Genomic DNA, 14,842 nt, shown 5'->3' with positions numbered 1-14,842 from the left:
CTGGCGTTCTGCGATGCGTTAGACGATTCCGGCGCGCCTGTCACGAGGCCACGCCGCGGCGAGATGTCAGACGGCGCGCCAGAGCCACGCCCCGTCCGCCCGACGGGTGCGGCTCGCCTCTCCGGCGTGCCAGAGGTGGAGGCAGTGCGCCATCGCCTCGGCCAGCGCCAGACCGTATTCGGCGCCGCCGATCGTGCTCTTGAAGAGCGGCGGAAAGCATTCGACCGCGGTGCGGGGCTCGGCCAGCCAGGCCCGCAGCCGTCCCAGCGCGCCGTGGTGGTTGTCGATCAGCTGCCGCATCCGGGTCGGCAGGCCGGTGAACGGCAGCTTGTGACCGGGCAGGACCAGCTGCTTCGGCGTGGCATGGGCCGACAGCCGCCCGCACGCCTCCAGCCAGTCGGCCACCGGGTCGGCCTCGGGCTCGGTCGCGTAGACGCCGAGATTGGGCGAGATCGAGGGCAGCATCTGGTCGCCGCCGATCACCAGCTCGCCGGCACGGTCCCACAGCGTGACATGCGCCGGCGCGTGCCCTCCCCCGAGCCGCACGTCCCAGTCGCGGCCCCCGGTGTGCAGCGTGCCGCCTTCGCGCAGCCGGGTGTAGCCCAGCGGCAACGGTGCGACACCGTCGGCAAAGTTGAACGGCCGCTCGGCGGCGCGGTCCTCGACCATCTCGGCCGGCATGCCCGCCGCGCGCCAGAACGCGATCGTCTCGGGCGTCGGACGCTCCTGCACGTCCAGCGTCAGCATCCGCGCCAGAAGCCAGGCGGTGCGGCTGGCCAGCGTCTCGGCTCCGTGGTCCCGCTGGAACCAACCTGCAAGGCCCACATGGTCGGGGTGGTGGTGGGTCAGCACGACCCGCCGCACCGGCCGCCCGAAAGAGGCCAAGGCGGCCTCCCACATCCCGCGCGTGCGGCCTGTGTCGAGCCCGGTATCCACGACGGTCCAGCTGTCGCCGTCGTCCAGCAGGTAGACGTTGACGTGATCCAGCTTCATCGGCAGCGGCAGGCGCAGCCAGACCACACCCTCGGCCACCTCGCGCCACGCGCCCGGCTCGGGCGGGATCCCAAAGGGATACCGGATGCCCGTCTGTGCGGCGTCGCCATTACCGTCCATCACACCGCCAGGTCCTCGACCCCCATCTCGTACAGCCCCTCGGCCCCGGCGCGGGCATGGGCCAGCAGGCCCGCATGCTCGGGCAGCAGCCGCTCGATATAGAACCGGGCCAGCGCGGTGCGGCGGCCCGCCGTCCCTTCGGCCAGCGCGGCCCTCAGGTGGAAATGCCCGCCCAGAACCCGCGCGAAGGCCTTGAGATAGGGCACGGCGCCCGCGAACCGGGCCTGCATCTCGTCCTGCGCGACAAGCCACTCGGTCGTCTCGCGCAGCGCCTCGGCCGCCGACCAGACCGCCTGGGCAAGCTCGCCATGCCCATTGCGCGCCGCCTCGGCGTCCTTCTCGATCTCGTCCAGCAGGCGATAGGCCGCCTCGCCGCCGTCGGACAGCTTGCGGCCCACCAGGTCCATCGCCTGGATACCGTTGGTTCCCTCGTAGATCGCCGTGACGCGCACGTCGCGCAGGTACTGCGCCGCGCCCATCTCTTCGATGAAGCCCATGCCGCCATGGACCTGCACGCCCTCGTTCGCGACGGCGATGCCCGTCTCGGTGCCGAAGGCCTTGGCGATCGGCGTCAGCAGCGCGGCGCGGGCCGTCCACTCGGCATCGCCGGTCGCGTTGGACATGTCGATGGCCACGGCGCAGGACAGGGCGATCGCGCGGGCGGCCATGGTGTCGGCCTTCATGCCGGTCAGCATGCGGCGGACGTCCGGGTGCTCGACGATGGTGCCGGTTCCGTCGGCCTTGCCTTGCTTGCGCTCCAGCGCATAGGCCAGCGCGTGCTGATACGCGCCCTCGGCCACGCCGACACCCTGCACGCCGACGCCGAGGCGGGCGTTGTTCATCATGGTGAACATCGCCGCCATGCCCTTGTTCTGCCCGCCGACGAGCCAGCCCTTCGCGCCGTCGTACTGCATCACGCAGGTCGGGCTGCCGTGAAGGCCCATCTTCTCTTCCAGGCTGACGACCTTCATGTCGTTGGCCACGCCTGCATCGCCGTTCTCGTCGGGCAAGCGCTTGGGCACCATGAACAGGCTGATCCCCCTGGTCCCCGGCGCCGCGTCGGGCAGCCGGGCCAGGACCAGGTGGCAGACATTGTCGGTAAAGTCGTTGTCGCCCCAGGAGATGTAGATCTTCTGCCCCGTCACCGCGTAGGTGCCGTCGTCGTTCGGCACGGCCCGTGTCGACAGCGCCCCCACGTCCGACCCGGCCTGAGGCTCGGTCAGGTTCATCGTGCCGCACCATTCGCCCGAGATCAGCTTGGGCAGGTAGAGCGCCTTGAGCTCGTCGCTGGCGTGGTTCTCGAGCGCCTCGATCTGACCCTGGGTCATCAGCGGGTTCAGCTGCAGCGCCAGGCAGGCCGAGGACATCATCTCGTTGACCGTCGTGGTCACTGCCAGCGGCAGGCCCAGGCCGCCGAACTCGGGCTCGGCCGACATGCCGATATAGCCGCCCTCGGCGATCGCGCGATACGCCTCCGCGAAACCGGGCGTGGTGCGGACGACACCGTTCTCGAGAAAGGCAGGCTTGGTGTCGCCGTCGCGCTGCAGCGGCGCCAGCACCTCCTCGCAGACTCGACCGGCCTCGGTCACGATGGCCTCGCAGACATCGCGCGTGGCCTCGGCAAAGGCGTCGGTCCGGGTGACCGTCTCGAAATTGACGACGTGATCCAACAGATACATGAAATCGCGGGTCGGTGCGGTATAGGGCATCGAAACCTCCTCGGCCTGGCGGGTTGGCATCGCGACAATCCCCGCCTATGGCGTTTAATGCGACGTAAGGATGATTGCCCCCGCCGGGGCCATCAACCCGAACGCAGCGTCACGGCAAGAGGTGCGCAATGACCCGGATGCAGGTGCTGAGCCCCGACCAGGACGGGATCGAACGGGGCGCCGAGCTTCTCCGCCGCGGGCGGCTGGTCGCATTCCCCACCGAGACGGTCTACGGGCTGGGCGGAGACGCCACCGACGACCTCGCGGTGGCGGAGATCTTCGCGGCCAAGGGACGGCCCCGGTTCAATCCGCTGATCGTCCACGTGCCCGACCTCGACGCCGCGCGGGCCATCGCCGATTTCCCAGATCAGGCGCTTCGCCTGGCCGAGACGTTCTGGCCCGGACCGCTCACGCTGGTGGTGCCGCTGCGCGCCTCCGCCGGGATCGCGCCGCTCGTGTCGGCGGGGCTGGATACCATCGCGCTGCGGGTGCCGGACCTGCCGCTGGCCCGGAACCTGCTGATCCGGGCGGGCATCCCCGTTGCCGCGCCCTCGGCCAACCCCTCGGGCCGGGTCAGCCCGACCCGGGCCGAGCACGTGGCCGAAGGGCTGTCGGACCGGATCGACGCGGTGCTCGACGGCGGGCCCTGCAGCGTCGGGGTGGAATCAACCATCGTCGGCGTCTCGGACACGCCCACCCTGCTGCGCCCCGGCGGGCTGCCGGCCGAGGCGATCGAGGCCTGTCTCGGGCAGGAGCTGTCGCACCACGCGGGCGGCGACACGCCGAACGCGCCCGGCCAGCTCGCCTCGCACTATGCGCCGAACGCGGCAATGCGCCTGAACGTGACTGCGCCCGAAGCCGGCGAGGTGCTGCTGGGCTTCGGCAGGGTCGACGCGCCGATCAACCTGTCGCCCACGGGCGATCTGACCGAGGCCGCCGCGCAGCTGTTCCATCACCTCAGAACGCTCGATGCCGAGGGCGCAACGCGGATTGCGGTGTCGCCGATCCCCGAGACAGGACTGGGGCTGGCGATCAACGACCGCCTGCGCCGCGCCGCCGCGCCCCGCTAGGCCCGGCCCGCCGTCGAGGACAGCAGGACCGGGTCGATTCCCAACGTGCGCAGCGCCGCCGACCACTTGGCCTCGTCGTTCCCGTCAAAGACGATCTCGCCCGAGGCATCGGCGGTGAGCCAGCCGTTGCCGCGGATTTCGTCCTCCAGCTGCCCCGGCCCCCAGCCCGCATAGCCCAGCGCGAGAATCGCGTTGTCGGGGCCGCGCCCCTCGGAGATATCCTCGAGCACATCCAGCGTGGCGGTCATCCCGAAGGAGTCGTCCACATGCAGGGTCGAGCTGTTCGTCCCGTAATCCGCCGAATGAAGCACAAAGCCCCGGCCGGTATCGACGGGACCGCCGAAATACACCCGGATCTCGCGCGGCGACATGCCGGGATCGATCGACAACTGCTCCAGCAGTTCAGCGAAGGTCACGCCGCTGCTGGGCTTGTTGACGATCAGGCCCATGGCCCCGTCCTCGGAATGGGCGCACAGGAAGATTACGCTCCGGTCGAAGCGCGGATCCCCCATGCCGGGCATCGCGATCAGCAGCTTGCCGCTGAGGTCTTCGTTCGCAGGATCGTCGCTCATGTCCCGAATCTGCCGGATCCACCGCAAAGAACAAGAGGGCTCAGACGGATAACGTCCGCTTCCGTCGATTGTGACTTCCCTTCGTGCCCCTCTTCTGGTGCAGATCGCGACCATGAGACGCATCCTGCTCCTGCTGCTGGCCCTGACCTGCGCCGCCTCGCCCGCCATCGCGCAGACCATGCCCGAGGACGTGGCCGAGGTGTCTCTCCTGCCCGGATGGCGCACCGAGCGCGGCACGCACATGGCCGCGCTGCGGATCGACCTGGCGCCTGGATGGAAGACCTACTGGCGCAGTCCGGGCGACGCCGGCATCCCGCCGGTCTTTCGCTGGACGGGCACGCGCAACGTATCGACCGCGGCGGTGCACTGGCCGGTGCCGAAGGTGTTCGATCAGGCCGGCATGCGCTCAATAGGCTACGGCGGGTCGGTGATCATCCCGATCGAACTAGGGCTGCGGGACGCGCGTGACGCGGCGCGGCTGGCCGGCGAGATCGAGATCGGCGTCTGCCACGACATCTGCATCCCCTACTCCACCACGGTCGCCGCCGCGCTGCCCGCGGGCGGCAGCGCCGACCCGCGCATCGCCGCGGCGCTCGGCGACCAGCCCGCGACGGCACGCGCGTCGGGCGCGGGACCCCTCGCCTGCCGGATCGACCCGATTTCCGACGGGATCGCGCTGACCGCGCAGCTGGACATCCCGCGGCTCGGGCCGGACGAGACGGTCGTGGCCGAGCTGCCCGGCACCGATCTGTGGATCTCTCCGGCCGAGACGCGGCGCGACGGCACCACGCTGACCACGCGGGTCGAGATCGTGCCGCCGGACGGCGGACCCGTCGCGCTGGACCGCGGCGCCCTGCGCCTGACTGTCATCGGCGGCGGCCGGGCGGTGGACATCCGCGGCTGCGGCTGACGCGCCCCCTCGACGCGCGCCACCGCCTCGGACATGTTGGGGTTCGGATGACCCGTCGAGAACTCGCATGAGCCGCGTCGCGCCGCTGATCGCAGCACTGGCCCTGGCCGCCGGTCCCGTTGCCGCCGACGACTTGGCACGCAGCCTCGACGCGGCCCGCACGGCCTATGACGCGGGCGACCTGCAAGCGGCGCTGGAGGAGCTCGACAACGCGCGCGAGCACATCCAGACCGCCAGGGCCGAACGACTCGCCGCCTTCCTGCCCGCGCCGCGCGACGGATGGGAGCGCACGGTGAACCTCACGCCCGCCGACCCAATCGGTGGAATCGCCGTCTCGGGCAGCTATTCCGACGAGGGCACCGCCTTCACGCTGACGCTGGTGGCCGACAGCCCGCTGATCACGGGCTTCGCCGGCATGATGCGCGACGCGGGCCTTATGACCCAGATGGGCCAGATCCGCGTGATCGACGAAAAGGTGTTCATCGACAACGGGGGCGAACTGACCACCGTGGTCGGGGACAGGGTGCTCGTGCAGGCCGGCGGGGCCACGCCGACGCAGATGTCGCACCATCTCGCGGCAATGGACTTCGATGCGCTGTCCGGCTTCGGCAGCTGACTAGCCGAGTAGCGCCTCGGTGAGCGCCGAGTCCGCAGTCTCGAGCCCGTCGACCACGTCGAAGTGATGCCGCGCCGGTTCGACGACCAGTGGAACGTTCCACGCCTGCGCCAGCCACCGGGCCTGGTCGCGGAAGGCCGGGCGCTCGTCCGCGCCGACCCAGACCGTCACCCGCGCCGCGCCCTCGCGCGGCAGCAGCGCGGGGCTCTCCGCCTCGGCCGTTTCGGTATCGAGCCGGAAGTCGGCGTTCATCTCGGTGTCGATCAGCGGGCGGAGATCGGCCACGGGCGAGATCGGCACGCAGGCCTCCACCCTTTCGAGCACCGGCGGCGGCAGGACGCCGGGGCACAGCATCCGCGCCACCAGGTGCCCACCGGCCGAGTGACCCGCCAAACGCAGCGGCCCGGGGCGCTCGTCGGCCAGGTGGGTCAGGAAGGCGGCGATCTCGGACGTGATCTCGGGGATGCGGGCCGCCGGCGCCAGCGTGTAGGACGGCATCGCCACGGCCCAGCCCCGCGCCAGAGGGCCCGCGGCGAGGTGCGACCAGACCGACTTGTCGAGCGTGCGCCAGTAGCCGCCATGCACGAAGACCGCCGTGCCGTGCGCCTCCCCCTCGGGCAGGAACAGGTCATAGCGCTGGCGGCGGGCGCTGCCGTAACGCCGGTGCACCTCGCCCGCCGTCGCCGCCCGCAGAGAGGCGGCGGCCTCCTGCCAACGGCGCGGATACGCCTCTGCCCCGTCGATATGGGCGGCGTTGGCATAGGCGTCGTCATTGGACATGCGGCGGAACCTTTCCTCTGCGGCCACGCGTTTCCGGTGCGATACATTTCCCGGCACGCGGCGTGCCGTGCAACCCCGGAGACCCAACCATGCTCGATTCCGCAACGAACCTCGCCGACCTGCTGAAGGACCCCGACCTTCTGGTCACCAAGGCGTATCTCGGGGGCGACTGGACCGATGCCGAGGGCGGCAAGACCTTCGAGGTCACGAACCCCGCCCGCGGCGACGTGATCGCGAAGGTCGCCGATCTGGACCGGGCGCAATGCGCCAAGGCGATCGACCTGGCCCATGCCGCACAGAAGGACTGGGCCAAAAAGACCGCCAAGGAGCGCAGCCAGATCCTGCGCAAGTGGTTCGACCTGATGATCGAGCACGCCGACGACCTCGCCACCATCCTCACCGCGGAAGAGGGCAAGCCCCATGCCGAGGCCAAGGGCGAGATCATGTACGGCGCCTCGTTCGTCGAGTGGTTCGCCGAAGAGGCCAAGCGCGTCTACGGCGACACGATCCCCGGCAATGCCGAGAACAAGCGCATCTCGGTCATCCGTCAGCCCGTGGGCGTCGCCGCCGCGATCACGCCGTGGAACTTTCCCAACGCGATGATCACGCGCAAGGCGGGCCCGGCGCTGGCTGCCGGCTGTTCGTTCGTGGTGCGCCCGCCCTCGCAGACGCCGCTTTCGGCGCTCGCGCTCGGCGTGCTGGCCGACCGGGCCGGGCTGCCCAAGGGCATCCTGTCGATCGTGCCGTCGTCGTCGTCCTCCGAGATCGGCAAGGAGTTCTGCGAGAATGAGAAGGTCCGCAAGCTGACCTTCACCGGCTCGACCGAGGTGGGCCGCATCCTTCTGAGCCAGGCCGCCGACCAGGTGAAGAAATGCTCGATGGAGCTGGGCGGCAACGCGCCCTTCATCGTGTTCGACGACGCCGACCTCGACGCGGCGGTCGAGGGCGCCATCGCCTGCAAGTTCCGCAACAACGGCCAGACCTGCGTCTGCGCGAACCGCATTTACGTCCAGTCCGGCATCTACGACGCCTTCGCCGAGAAGCTGGCGCAAAAGCTGCAGGACAAGACCGTGGGCGACGGCCTGGAAGAAGGCACCGATTACGGGCCGCTGATCGACCGGGACGCGGTCGAGAAGGTCAAGGCGCATATCGCCGACGCGCAGGAGAAGGGCGGCAAGGTGATCGCCGGCGGCAAAGAGCACGCGCTCGGCGGCACGTTCTTCCAGCCGACGGTCATCACCGGGGCGACACAGGACATGGCCTTTGCCACCGAAGAGACGTTCGGCCCCCTCGCCCCGCTGTTCCGCTTCGAGACCGAGGAAGAGGCGATCGAAAAGGCGAACGACACGATCTTCGGCCTCGCCTCGTATTTCTTCTCGCGCGACATCAGCCGCGTGACCCGCGTACAGGAGGCGCTGGAATACGGCATCGTCGGTGTGAACACCGGCCTGATCTCGACCGAAGTCGCGCCGTTCGGCGGGGTGAAGCAATCCGGCCTCGGACGCGAGGGCTCGAAATACGGAATCGATGAATTCACCGAGATGAAATACATCAACACCGCGATCTGAGACACGGCACAATGTGAAAAGACATTGGAAATCGGAATGAATTGGCGCGGATTCGGCAAGGATCCGCGCCAATTTTTTGCGCGGTTCGTGAATGCCATAAATCCCTTTATTTCATAACTTTACGATCACGGGCACCGGACACTTTCCACCCGGTTCCAATAATCCCGCAAAAAAATGCGCGGAACATCGCCTGTCACGACGGGTTCGCGACACTGTGATCGTATTGAGGAGATAACGATGAAACTGAGCGTTACGCACCTTCTGGTGACCACCGCGCTGACATTCCCGGCGACGGTCGGTCTTGCCCAGGCGCAACAATCCGACGAGCCCTGCCAGGAGCTCGCCAGCATGATCGAGGACGGCGCCCCCGAAGGCGCGTCGCTCAGCGAGGACGAACTGCAGAATATCGTCGACGAGGGCGATACCGAAGCCTGCTCGACGCAGCTGTCCGAGATCGAGAACACCCAGTCCGACAACGACACCGCCTCCGACCAGAGCTCGGACAGCGATACCGCGGAGGCCGAGGCTGACGCCGAGGCCACCGTGGCCGAGCGCGAGCAGACCACCGTCGAACTCGATGCCGAGCGCGTGGTCGAAGGTGTCGTCACGCTCAGCCGCAATGCCCCGCAAGTCGATGTCGAGGAAGGCCAGACCGAGGTCATGGTCAACCGCGCCAATCCCGAGGTGACGGTGCAGCAGCGCCAGCCCGAGATCACCGTGCGCCAGCCGCAGTCGAACGTCACCGTCGAGATGGCCCAGCCCACCGTGACGATCGAGCAGCCCGCGCCCGAGATCATCGTCACCATGCCCGACCCGGACGTCAGCGTCGCCAACGCCGAGCCCGAGATCGAGGTGCGCCAGGCCGAACCGACCGTGTCGGTCAGCCAGTCGCCGCCGGCGGTGAACCTCGACCTTCAGGTCGTCGAAGCCGACCAGGCGTCCGGCGATGGCGTGCAGGTGCAGGACGAGCAGTCCGGCACGACCTATGGCCAGGGCGAAGAGCAGGACGCGCAAGAGGTCGGCGACGCCGAGGTCTCGGTCACGCAAAGCGAGCCGCAGGTGACGTACCAGACCGCGTCGAACGAGTCGGGCGACAGCCAGTCGGACGGCTCGGACAGCGAAGGCCAGTCGGGTGAGGGCGACAGCGGCTCCAGCGCCGCGAACGTCACCGTCGAAAGCGATGGCCAGCCGACCGTGAACTACGAAGCGTCCGAGCCGCAGATCGACTTCTCGATGCAGGGCGAGCCGCAGGTCAACTTCGAGCAGACCGGCGAGCCGACCGTGACGATGCAGACCGCCTCGAACGAGAGCGGCGAGTCGGGCGATCAGCAGATGTCGAGCGACCAGGAGTCGCAGTCGGACGACAGCAGCGACCAGCAGATGTCGGACGATCAGGCCTCGCAGTCGGGCGACGGCAGCGACCAGCAGATGTCGGACGACCAGGCCTCGCAGTCGGGCGACAACAGTGATCAGCAGATGTCGGACGACCAGGCCTCGCAGTCGGGCGACAACAGTGATCAGCAGATGTCGGACGACCAGGCCTCGCAGTCGGGCGACAGCAGCGACCAGCAGATGTCGGATGATCAGGCCTCGCAGTCGGGCGACAGCAGCGACCAGCAGCAGTCGGATGATCAGGCCTCGCAGTCGGGCGACGGCGGCAACGAGCAGGCCAGCAACAGCGAAAGCGACGTCCAGCGCGACGGCTTCCAGCCGGTCGAGCCGGACCAGGTCGAAGTCGACGCGCTGACCTCCAGCTCGCTCTTCAACCAGAACGACGAGCGCATCGGCGACATCAGCGACGCGGTCCTCGGCGACGGCGAAGCCGTGCAGCAGATCATCGTCGGCGTCGGCGGTTTCCTGGGCCTGGGCGAGCGCAACGTCGCCCTGCCAATGGAAGAGCTGACCATCCTGCGCGCCGAGGACGGCGACGAGCTGCGCGTCTACACCGACCGCACCCGCGACGAGCTCGAGAACATGGAAGAATACGAGGGCTAAGCCTCTCGTTCAAAAACGGCGCCTCCGTGCGGGGCGCCACGGAAAAGGCCGGCCCGCGCCGGCCTTTTTTCGTGCGGCCCTCAGAAGGCCCGGAACGTCAGCGTCGTCAGCGTCCGCTCGATGTTGGGCACCGTCAGCAGGTTGTCGTTGATGTATTTCCCGACATCCGCCTCTTCGGGAATGTAGAGCTTCAGCAGAAGGTCGTATTCGCCGCTCGTGGAATACAGCTCCGAGTGGATTTCCCGCAGCACGATCTCGTCGGCGACCTTGTAGGCCGTGCCGGGCGTGCACCTGATCTGAACGAATACGCAATGCATCTGGCCGCTCCCCTGTCGTGCGACGCCATATCACCAGAGCGCGCCGGGACAGGCCAGCACGAAAAAGGGGCGTGCGAGATGCACGCCCCCGATGCGGGTCACGTCGAAACGCCCAAGGCTTACGCCTCGTGCTGTTCCACCGCCTTGTGATCGACGGTGTCGGTCGAGCCGATCTCGATCTTGCGCGGCTTTAGCGCCTCGGGCACCTCGCGCACGAGGTCGATCAGGAGCATGCCGTTCACATGGGTGGCGCCGGTGACGCGCACGTGGTCGGCAAGGGCAAAGCGGCGCTCGAAGGCGCGGGTCGCGATGCCGCGGTGCAGGTAGCGGCGTTCGCTGTCGTCGGTGGCCTTCTTGGCCGACACGACCAGCGCGTTCTGCCGCGCCTCGATCGACAGTTCCTCGTCGGTGAACCCGGCGACGGCCAGCTCGATCCGCCACGAATCGGTGCCGGTCTTCTCGATGTTGTAGGGGGGGTAGGTCTGGGAGCCGACATTGTCGGTCATCACCCGGTCCATCAGGTCGGCCATCTGGTCAAAGCCGACGGTCGCGCGATAAAGCGGGGCAAGGTCGAACGTACGCATGGATAATCCTCCGTTGAGCGATACCATTATGTGCGGCCCTCCCGTGGGACGGGCCGGTCGTCAGAGCCGGACCCGGTATGGCGTCCGACCCCCGGTATCTGGAAATCGCGCAGGGGGCTTTCAAGACCTCTGCGGCGCATCTTCAGCGTTTTTTAGCAGCGTGATCAGGCCCCTGTCAGGGACGCACGAACTTGGCCGAGCTGTCGGCCTTGGCGGCGTCCTTCGACATCCGGCGCACGGTCGGCTGGATCCGCCGGAACACGCCGTCGCCCTGCGCCATCAGCGCCTTGAGCTCTTCCAGCGCCGGATGCAGCGCGCTGCCCAGCGACACCTTCCGCTCGCCCATCCGCGCCTTGGCCGACACCACGGACACGATCCGCGCCCGCTCGCCCTCGATCACGAAGACCGGCGCTCCCGACGACCCGAAATCGACCGAGCACGACAGCACCAGCACGGCGTCCCGCTCGCCCAGGACGTGACACACCTCCTGCAGCGCCGGCCGGTCGGCCCGGTCCTGCGCATAGCTGACGACGCCCACCTCGGCCCCGTCGCCCGGCCGCATCTCGGTCTCGAACGGCGCAACCCGGCCCAGCCGGATCGGACGGTCGAGCTCCAGCAGCGCAAGGTCGCTCGCCACGCCGTCCAGCACCGAGTCCTCCGAGGCAGGGCGGTAGCCGGGATGCACCACGCTCCGCCGCACCCCGCGATACGCCTCGGCCCGCCCGTCGCGCCAGCCCGCGCGGAACTGGATCATGCCGTCGTCCACGCGGTCGCCGCTGCCTGCCGCGAACAGGCAATGCGCCGCCGTCAGAACCAGCTCCTCCGACACCAGCGCCCCGGTGCAGAAGGCCCCCGGCCCCAGCTCCAGCCGGCCCACGCCCGCCCAGCCGCGGCTGTCGTCGGCCGTGGTCAGCGCCCGCAGCGACGCGTCCTCCTGCGCCGCCGCAGCCCCGGTCAGACACAGCGCGAGCGCCAGCCCGCGCAGAGTTGATGCGATCACGTCAAAGCCCTCGCCTGCCCTCTCGTCGCCCCGCTCTAGGGGCCCGCCGCGGCAGGATTGTGGCTGCCGCCTACTGAAGGTGCGGCACCGCGCCGCCGGTGTCCATCGCCGGGGGCCGCGGCCCGCCCGTCGCCCAGTCGATCAGTTCGACAGTGTGGACAACGGGCACCTCCGCCCCCCCGGCCAGCTGCATCATGCAGCCGATGTTCCCCGCGGCAATCACGTCCGGCGCCTTCGCCTTCAGCGTCTTCAGCTTGCGGTCCTTCAGCTTGGCCGAGATCACGGGCTGCATCAGGTTGTAGGTCCCCGCCGAGCCGCAGCACAGGTGGCTGTCCGCCGGCTCCACCACCTCGAATCCCGCGCGCTTCAGGAGGTCCTTGGGATGGCTCTTGATCTGCTGGCCGTGCTGCAGCGAGCACGCGGCGTGGTAGGCCACCCGCATCGGCCCGTCGCCCTGCGGCGCCACCGGCGCGTACACCCCATGGCCGGCCGGCGCGTCGGTGCCCTCGATCCCCTCCTTCGCCGGCTGTCCCGTCGCGGCGTCGGCGCCCGGCATGAGATCGGCCAGCACCTCGCTCACGTCCTGCGCCAGCGCGCTGACCCGCGCGGCGTCGTCGGCCAGCGGATCGTTGCGGAACATGTGGCCGTAATCCTTGACCGTGGTGCCGCAGCCGCTGGTGTTGATGACGATCGCGTCCAGCGGATCGTGCCGGTCCTCGGCCAGCCAGGCGCGGATGTTTTGCTCCGCCGCCGCGTGGCTCTCCGAGGTGCGGCCCATGTGGTGCACCAGGGCGCCGCAGCAGCCCATCCCCTCGGCCACGACCACCTCGCAGCCCAGCCGCGTCAGCAGCCGGATCGTGGCGTCGTTGATGTCGGTGTTCAGCGCCCGCTGGGCGCAGCCGGTCATCAGCGCCACCCGCTTGCGACGCGCCCCCTCGGCGGGAAACACCTGCGGGTCGTCGTTGCGGCTCACCGGCGGCAGCCGCCGCGGCGCCATCTCCAGCATCGCCCGCAGCCGCGCATCCGGCATCAGCCGGGCGAACGGCCGGCCCAGCTTCGCGGCAGTCAGCGCCGCGCGAAAGCGGCCCGGATAGGGCAGGATGCGCGACAGGGTCCAGCGCAGCACCCGCTCGAAGCGCGGCCGGGTATAGGTCCGCTCGATATGGGCGCGGGCATGGTCGACGAGGTGCATGTAATGCACGCCCGAGGGACAGGTGGTCATGCAGGCCAGGCACGACAGGCAGCGGTCGATGTGCTTGACCGTCTTCTCGTCGGCCGGCCGGTCATTCTCCAGCATGTCCTTGATCAGGTAGATCCGCCCCCGCGGCGAATCGAGCTCGTCGCCCAGGACATGGTAGGTCGGGCAGGTCGCGGTGCAGAACCCGCAATGCACGCAGGCGCGCAGCACCTCGTTCGACCGCGCGGTGTCGGGATCGGCCAGCTGCTCTTCGGTAAAGTTCGTCTGCATCGGCTCCTCTCAGCCCATCAGGCCGGGGTTGAGGATGCCGCGCGGATCGAACCGCGCGCGCAACCCGTGGGAAATCGCGGCCAGCGGCGGCGCCTCGGGGGCGAAGGTGCCCAGTGCCGCATGGGTTTCGGGCGCCGCCCGCACCAGCGTGGCATGCCCCGCCACGCCCGCCAGCGCGGCGCGCAGGTCGAGGCCGGGATCCGTCGCCGCCCAGATCAGACCGCCGCCCCAGTCGAACAGCAGCCGCGCCGCCTCCAGCCGCCGGGCGGCCTCCGGCGCGTCGGACGGGCGCACGGACACGCGCCACACGTCCTCCTCCGCGGCCGCCAGGCCGCTGACGTCCCGGATCTCCCGCCACAGCGCATCGCCGGCCGCGCCGTCGTCCTCCACCTCGACCGCGCCGTACGGCGCCATCAGCTCCGACAGCGCCGCCCGCCGATGGGCGATCTGGCTCTCGAACCCTTCCAGCCGCAGCAGTGTCTCCGCCGCGGCGCCCTGCCCGCGATGCGCCGCGCCCGTCACCTCGTAGGGCGAGCCCAGCGCCGCCGACATCGCCTGCACCGCGCGGCCGGCGTCCAGCCCGCGCAACCGCAGGGTCACCTGCGCCGCCGGGCGCGGCAGCACCTTGACGGCGACCTCGCTCAGGACGCCCAGCGTCCCCCGCGCCCCCGCCATCAGCTTCACCAGGTCATAGCCGGTGACGTTCTTCATCACCCGCCCGCCATTCTTTACCACTGCGCCGGTGCCGTCGACGAACCGCACCCCGATCAGCGAATCGCGGCACGCCCCGGCCTGGATGCGCCGCGGCCCGCTGGCATTGGCCGCGGCCATGCCGCCCATGGTCGGCGCGCCGCCGGTCCCCATCAGCGCCCGGTGATCCATCGGCTCGAAGGGCAGCCGCTGCCCCTCCGCGGCCAGCGCCGCCTCGACCTCCGCCACCGGCGTGCCGGCCCGCGCCACCAGGGTCAGCGCCCCCGGCTCGTACAGCGTGATCCCCGACAGCCCCGCCGTCGACAGCACCTCGCCCGTGGTCACGCCCACGGGGCGCGTCCCGCCGCCCTCGATCCGCAGCGGCCCGGCCGCGCCGCGCACCATCTCGGCCAGCTCGTCCTCGTTTTCGGGTCTCAGCATGCGCCCTGC

14 protein-coding genes are annotated in these 14,842 nt (G+C 69.6%); 5 read left to right on the top strand and 9 right to left on the bottom strand.

From position 1 onward, the window contains the following. Window positions 1–66: 66 nt before the first annotated feature. Both BMZ25_RS03600 and BMZ25_RS03595 read right to left on the bottom strand, forming a co-directional pair. Window positions 67–1,113, bottom strand: coding sequence for an MBL fold metallo-hydrolase (locus BMZ25_RS03600; protein WP_092688568.1), 1,047 nt, complete (start codon window positions 1,111–1,113; stop codon window positions 67–69). Then, window positions 1,113–2,822, bottom strand: coding sequence for an acyl-CoA dehydrogenase (locus tag BMZ25_RS03595; protein WP_092689464.1), 1,710 nt, complete (start codon window positions 2,820–2,822; stop codon window positions 1,113–1,115). Before BMZ25_RS03595 ends, BMZ25_RS03600 begins: the two co-directional genes overlap by 1 nt. A gap of 128 nt (window positions 2,823–2,950) precedes the next feature. Between BMZ25_RS03595 and BMZ25_RS03590 the strand changes: the two genes are divergently transcribed. Then, window positions 2,951–3,892 carry an L-threonylcarbamoyladenylate synthase gene (locus tag BMZ25_RS03590; RefSeq protein ID WP_092688566.1) on the top strand — a complete coding sequence of 314 codons (942 nt, stop codon included), beginning with the start codon at window positions 2,951–2,953 and terminating at the stop codon, window positions 3,890–3,892. On the opposite strand, the gene BMZ25_RS03585 is transcribed toward BMZ25_RS03590, so the two are convergent. After that, window positions 3,889–4,464, bottom strand: coding sequence for a YqgE/AlgH family protein (locus tag BMZ25_RS03585; protein WP_092688563.1), 576 nt, complete (start codon window positions 4,462–4,464; stop codon window positions 3,889–3,891). The two genes, BMZ25_RS03590 and BMZ25_RS03585, sit on opposite strands and share 4 nt — an antisense overlap. A gap of 112 nt (window positions 4,465–4,576) precedes the next feature. On the opposite strand from BMZ25_RS03585, the gene BMZ25_RS03580 reads away from it, so the two are divergent. Continuing rightward, window positions 4,577–5,374: a protein-disulfide reductase DsbD domain-containing protein gene (locus BMZ25_RS03580; protein ID WP_092688560.1), complete on the top strand. Its 798-nt coding sequence runs from the start codon at window positions 4,577–4,579 to the stop codon at window positions 5,372–5,374. Window positions 5,375–5,441: 67 nt separating this feature from the next. Then, window positions 5,442–5,990: a hypothetical protein gene (locus BMZ25_RS03575; protein WP_092688557.1), complete on the top strand. Its 549-nt coding sequence runs from the start codon at window positions 5,442–5,444 to the stop codon at window positions 5,988–5,990. Here BMZ25_RS03575 and BMZ25_RS03570 read toward each other — a convergent pair whose 3' ends face one another. Then, on the bottom strand, window positions 5,991–6,770 hold the full coding sequence (locus BMZ25_RS03570) for an alpha/beta hydrolase (RefSeq protein WP_092688554.1): 780 nt from the start codon (window positions 6,768–6,770) through the stop codon (window positions 5,991–5,993). It abuts the gene before it with no gap. 89 nt (window positions 6,771–6,859) lie between these two features. Here BMZ25_RS03570 and BMZ25_RS03565 point away from each other — a divergent pair, with 89 nt between their 5' ends. Then, complete coding sequence (locus BMZ25_RS03565) at window positions 6,860–8,338, top strand: NAD-dependent succinate-semialdehyde dehydrogenase (protein ID WP_092688552.1); 1,479 nt, start codon at window positions 6,860–6,862, stop codon at window positions 8,336–8,338. A 237-nt stretch (window positions 8,339–8,575) separates the two neighbouring features. Further along, window positions 8,576–10,333, top strand: a complete 1,758-nt coding sequence (locus tag BMZ25_RS03560) for a PRC-barrel domain-containing protein (RefSeq protein ID WP_177190370.1) — start codon at window positions 8,576–8,578, stop codon at window positions 10,331–10,333. Window positions 10,334–10,413: 80 nt separating this feature from the next. Here BMZ25_RS03560 and BMZ25_RS03555 read toward each other — a convergent pair whose 3' ends face one another. The 5 genes from BMZ25_RS03555 to BMZ25_RS03535 form a co-directional block, all read right to left on the bottom strand. Beyond that, the gene (locus BMZ25_RS03555) at window positions 10,414–10,650 is read right to left on the bottom strand and encodes an Lrp/AsnC ligand binding domain-containing protein (RefSeq protein WP_092688547.1); all 237 of its coding nucleotides are present in this window, start codon (window positions 10,648–10,650) and stop codon (window positions 10,414–10,416) included. A 119-nt stretch (window positions 10,651–10,769) separates the two neighbouring features. Then, entirely contained in the window at window positions 10,770–11,234 is a 465-nt protein-coding gene (locus tag BMZ25_RS03550; protein ID WP_092688544.1) for an Hsp20 family protein, read from the bottom strand. Between the two features lie 175 nt (window positions 11,235–11,409). Beyond that, window positions 11,410–12,234, bottom strand: a complete 825-nt coding sequence (locus BMZ25_RS03545; protein WP_235859766.1) for a trypsin-like serine peptidase — start codon at window positions 12,232–12,234, stop codon at window positions 11,410–11,412. A 70-nt stretch (window positions 12,235–12,304) separates the two neighbouring features. After that, window positions 12,305–13,702 carry a glycolate oxidase subunit GlcF gene (gene glcF / locus BMZ25_RS03540; RefSeq protein ID WP_092688541.1) on the bottom strand — a complete coding sequence of 466 codons (1,398 nt, stop codon included), beginning with the start codon at window positions 13,700–13,702 and terminating at the stop codon, window positions 12,305–12,307. Window positions 13,703–13,711: 9 nt separating this feature from the next. Continuing rightward, a complete protein-coding gene (locus BMZ25_RS03535; RefSeq protein WP_092689458.1) occupies window positions 13,712–14,830 on the bottom strand; it encodes an FAD-binding protein in 1,119 nt (372 codons plus the stop codon). Window positions 14,831–14,842: the final 12 nt, after the last annotated feature.

The sequence above is a fragment of the Tranquillimonas rosea genome (genome assembly GCF_900111315.1).
In the GTDB taxonomy this organism is placed as follows: domain Bacteria; phylum Pseudomonadota; class Alphaproteobacteria; order Rhodobacterales; family Rhodobacteraceae; genus Tranquillimonas; species Tranquillimonas rosea.
Note: the sequence above shows the minus strand (reverse complement) of the source record. Positions and strands in the feature narration are given on the sequence as shown.

Bases quoted from the DNA above. Each gene is read 5' to 3' on its own strand.
- BMZ25_RS03600 (WP_092688568.1), bottom strand. From the start codon at position 1,113: ATGGACGGTAATGGCGACGCCGCACAGACGGGCATCCGGTATCCCTTT.
- BMZ25_RS03595 (WP_092689464.1), bottom strand. From the start codon at position 2,822: ATGCCCTATACCGCACCGACCCGCGATTTCATGTATCTGTTGGATCAC.
- BMZ25_RS03590 (WP_092688566.1), top strand. From the start codon at position 2,951: ATGACCCGGATGCAGGTGCTGAGCCCCGACCAGGACGGGATCGAACGG.
- BMZ25_RS03585 (WP_092688563.1), bottom strand. From the start codon at position 4,464: ATGAGCGACGATCCTGCGAACGAAGACCTCAGCGGCAAGCTGCTGATC.
- BMZ25_RS03580 (WP_092688560.1), top strand. From the start codon at position 4,577: ATGAGACGCATCCTGCTCCTGCTGCTGGCCCTGACCTGCGCCGCCTCG.
- BMZ25_RS03575 (WP_092688557.1), top strand. From the start codon at position 5,442: ATGAGCCGCGTCGCGCCGCTGATCGCAGCACTGGCCCTGGCCGCCGGT.
- BMZ25_RS03570 (WP_092688554.1), bottom strand. From the start codon at position 6,770: ATGTCCAATGACGACGCCTATGCCAACGCCGCCCATATCGACGGGGCA.
- BMZ25_RS03565 (WP_092688552.1), top strand. From the start codon at position 6,860: ATGCTCGATTCCGCAACGAACCTCGCCGACCTGCTGAAGGACCCCGAC.
- BMZ25_RS03560 (WP_177190370.1), top strand. From the start codon at position 8,576: ATGAAACTGAGCGTTACGCACCTTCTGGTGACCACCGCGCTGACATTC.
- BMZ25_RS03555 (WP_092688547.1), bottom strand. From the start codon at position 10,650: ATGCATTGCGTATTCGTTCAGATCAGGTGCACGCCCGGCACGGCCTAC.
- BMZ25_RS03550 (WP_092688544.1), bottom strand. From the start codon at position 11,234: ATGCGTACGTTCGACCTTGCCCCGCTTTATCGCGCGACCGTCGGCTTT.
- glcF (WP_092688541.1), bottom strand. From the start codon at position 13,702: ATGCAGACGAACTTTACCGAAGAGCAGCTGGCCGATCCCGACACCGCG.